Origin of the sequence: Weissella sp. DD23 (assembly GCF_001579105.1) — a bacterium.
GTDB classification, from domain to species: domain Bacteria; phylum Bacillota; class Bacilli; order Lactobacillales; family Lactobacillaceae; genus Weissella; species Weissella cibaria.
The window spans coordinates 265,969-267,122 of record NZ_KQ970392.1; the positions used below are offsets into that span (position 1 = coordinate 265,969).

A 1,154-nucleotide genomic window follows, 5' to 3' on the forward strand; every position below is an offset into this window, starting at 1 on the left:
TTGGGTTGTCGGTGTCGACGTGGATCAAGCATCTGATGGGGGTTATCAAGCAACTGATGGTAAGAGTAACTTCACGCTAACGTCAGCAACGAAGGGCGTTGGCACGGCGGTCAAGGATGTCACGGAACGTGCAGCGACGGATAAGTTTCCAGGCGGCCAACACCTAGTCTATGGTTTGAAAAACAAGGGAGTTGCGGTGACCCGTGGTCAGATGTCAGCCGGGGCATGGCAAGCGGTGCAAAAAGCGCAAAAGGCTATTGTGGCCGGGGACGTTAAAGTACCAGCTAAGTAGTAACCCTTTTTCCACCACATTTATTTAGGGTTGGGTTATACTAACTAAAAATAAACGAATGAGGAATTTGAACATGGCAGATGTGATTTTCAACCGTCCACTACAAAATGAAGATCTCGAAGCAACGCTTGATGCTTACGAGAAAGATGTAAACCCTGAAACAGAGCATGATTTCATTGCGATGCTGGGCGCTGCGCAATTGCTTGCGCCAGTTCAAGTTGATGCAGAATTGACTGACAATGGTGATGGTACTTTCTCAATTGATTCTGAAGTAGCTGCACAATTGAACTACCAAGTTATCCAAAACCAAAAGGAAGAAGTTTTCTTCCCAGCATTTACGAGCACTGAAGAGTACAACAAGTGGTCAACTGATGTTGAAGGTGTTGTGGGCTTGACGGTTTCATTGGAAACTTACGCAGCTTTGATGTCAGCTAACCCAGATACTGGTTTGGTAATTAATGCATTTGGTCAAAATGTTGTGATGAACCAAGACAACATGAACTATGTGATGGCAACGTTGACGCAAATGCGCGAACAAGACCCAATCACGCTGGAAGAGCCAGTTGATGACCAATCAGACTTTGCGGCAAAGTTGGCTGAGCAATTGCCAGAAAACATGCCAGAGATGAACACAGTATGGGCAATCGATTTGGTTCGTGCACCAGAACGTACATTGATTTACGTGATCCACACTGAAGGTGATCCAGAAGAAGCTAAGGCACAATTCTTTGCATTTGCAACGATTAACAATGCCCCAGCATTTTCAAATGTATTGAGCGTTGAAGAAATCGGTTACCCACGTGCAGCCGCCTTTACGCCAATTTACAACAAGGCTAACTAATTTATACAAAAAAACCGCATC

At 45.1% G+C, this 1,154-nt stretch carries 2 protein-coding genes; both read left to right on the forward strand.

What is annotated here, in order from left to right:
- On the forward strand, positions 1–292 hold a 292-nt coding region (locus WEIDD23_RS05550; RefSeq protein ID WP_156469584.1), incomplete at its 5' end, for a BMP family ABC transporter substrate-binding protein.
- Between the two features lie 73 nt (positions 293–365).
- Positions 366–1,133, forward strand: a complete 768-nt coding sequence (locus WEIDD23_RS05555) for an SseB family protein (protein WP_010371481.1) — start codon at positions 366–368, stop codon at positions 1,131–1,133.
- Positions 1,134–1,154 lie beyond the last annotated feature (21 nt).

Bases quoted from the DNA above. Each gene is read 5' to 3' on its own strand.
- WEIDD23_RS05555 (WP_010371481.1), top strand. From the start codon at position 366: ATGGCAGATGTGATTTTCAACCGTCCACTACAAAATGAAGATCTCGAA.